We start from the raw sequence: 1825 nt of genomic DNA, 5'->3' as shown, positions 1-1825 counted from the left end.
GTGCCGGCTCCGCCAAGGCGAGTGGCGCCGGGCGGGACCAGACCGGCCTGCGGCCCGGTGCCCCGGCGCAGTCCGGCGCGCCGCGCCGCAAGGCGGACGAAGAGCGCCGCGGCAAGCACTTCAAGGACCTCGACACCCCGACGGTCTTCGAGTCGGATGAGAAGACGGCGCCACCGACGATCGGCGAGCGAAACAGCAAGTAGCCGCCCCGTGGTTCAATTCCCCGGCTCGAGGACAGTGCGGTCGAACGGGCCACCGTGCCGGGCCGCGTAAGAGATCGCCTCGTTGACGTCGTCGAGGGCGAACCGGGTGATGCGCTCGGGTGCGAGGTCCAAGGCTCCCGTCGCCACGAGCCGGATCATGCCCGGGTTCGCGGTGCGGGGGTACATCCACTGGCCGCGGACCGTCACCGAGTTGCGCATGATCCACGGATACGGCAGCGCGAAGTCCGCGCCGCCCAGCATGCCGACGCCGCCCATCAGGACCACTCGCCCGTATTCGCGCACCGTCATGGCCGCGGCGCGGGACGCCGTGGCGGGGGCTTGGGGTGGCAGCAGGTCGAGGACCAGGTCGATGGGGCCGTCGGCGGCCGCGGTCATCGCGGTGCGGTCGGTGTCCTCCGCTCCCGTCAGCTCCACCGGGCTGACGCGCGGGCCGAAGCGGTCCGCCAGCAGGTCGAGGGCGGCTCGGTTGCGGCCTGGTGCCACCACGTGGCCGGCGCCCATCGCGAGGGCGACGGCCACCGCGCTGCTGCCGAGGTTGCCCGTCGCTCCGCTGATGAGCACCGTCTCGCCGGCCTCGAGCCGGCCGGCCAGCAGGCCGCCGTACGGAATCGTGTGGACGCCGAGGGCGGACCAGCTCGCGGGCTCGGCTCCCGGTGGCAGGCGGTACACGTTCTCGGTCGGGACCCGCATGAGTTCGGCGAACGGGCCGTCGTGCAGGTAGCGGGACAGCCGGGCGCCGCCCTCGCCGCGGGAGCTCCAGCCCTGCAGTGTGATGTCCGGGGTCAGGGCGTCGTCGCGGGCGCGGACCGTCGAATCGCACCAGACCACGTCGCCCACCGCCAGCTTGGTCGCGTCCGGGCCCACCCGGGTCACCCGGCCGATGCCCCCGACGCCCGGCACCACCGGAGGTTCCAGCGGGTAGCGCCGCTGCCCGCCGAACACTTCGGCCGCGTAGGGCGGGACGCAGGTCGCCAGGACCTCGACCAGCACCTCGCCGGGACCGGCTGCCGGGTCGGGGACCTCGCCCACCACGAGCGGGGAACCGAACGCCGTCAATGTCGCTGCACGCATGGAAAAACCCTTCTGTCGTCCTCCGCCACGCTAAGCACGGCAAGGGCATGCGGGAAGCGCTGATCGAGCATCTCTGGTATGCGTGGTCGGCATGGACTTCTCGAGCGCCAGCCTCCGGGTGCTGTGCCGGATCGCCGAATGCGGCAGCTTCACCGCGGCCGCCGCTCAGCTGGGCTACACGCAGTCCGCGGTCTCGCGCCAAGCCGCCGCGCTCGAACGCGACGCCGGCGCGACGCTGTTCGAACGGCGGACCGACGGGGTGCGGCTGACCCGGCGCGGATTGACGTTGCTGCGCCACGCCCGCGCGATCCTGGCTTCGGTCGACGCGGCCGCGGGCGACCTCGCCGGTGAGGCTCCCCGCACGGAGCAGGTGCGGCTCGGCTCGGTCCCCAGTGCGGGGCCGGTGCTCCTGCCCGCCGCACTCGCCCGGCTCACCGCGACCGCGCCGCAAGTCCTCGTCACCACCCGCGAAGGCACCACGCCCGGCCTGGTCCGCGCGCTGCGCTCCGGTTCGCTCGACCTGGCCCTGC

2 protein-coding genes and 1 pseudogene are annotated in these 1825 nt (G+C 73.7%); 2 read left to right on the top strand and 1 reads right to left on the bottom strand.

Features of this window, described 5'->3' with window-relative positions:
* Window positions 1-203: pseudogene (locus G3I65_RS07450) on the top strand (hypothetical protein); the annotation flags it as partial.
* A 12-nt stretch (window positions 204-215) separates the two neighbouring features.
* On the opposite strand, the gene G3I65_RS07445 reads toward G3I65_RS07450, so the two are convergent.
* On the bottom strand, window positions 216-1295 hold the full coding sequence (locus tag G3I65_RS07445; protein WP_203612310.1) for an alcohol dehydrogenase catalytic domain-containing protein: 1080 nt from the start codon (window positions 1293-1295) through the stop codon (window positions 216-218).
* A 91-nt stretch (window positions 1296-1386) separates the two neighbouring features.
* Here G3I65_RS07445 and G3I65_RS07440 point away from each other — a divergent pair.
* Window positions 1387-1825 (top strand): LysR family transcriptional regulator (locus G3I65_RS07440; protein WP_166639786.1); only part of this gene is annotated, 439 nt, incomplete at its 3' end.

This window comes from Amycolatopsis sp. SID8362 (assembly GCF_010550475.1).
Lineage (GTDB): Bacteria > Actinomycetota > Actinomycetes > Mycobacteriales > Pseudonocardiaceae > Amycolatopsis > Amycolatopsis eburnea.
This window is presented reverse-complemented; position numbering and strand designations above follow the sequence as displayed.

Coding starts and splice junctions, on each gene's coding strand:
- G3I65_RS07445 (WP_203612310.1), bottom strand. CDS start 1,295: ATGCGTGCAGCGACATTGACGGCGTTCGGTTCCCCGCTCGTGGTGGGC.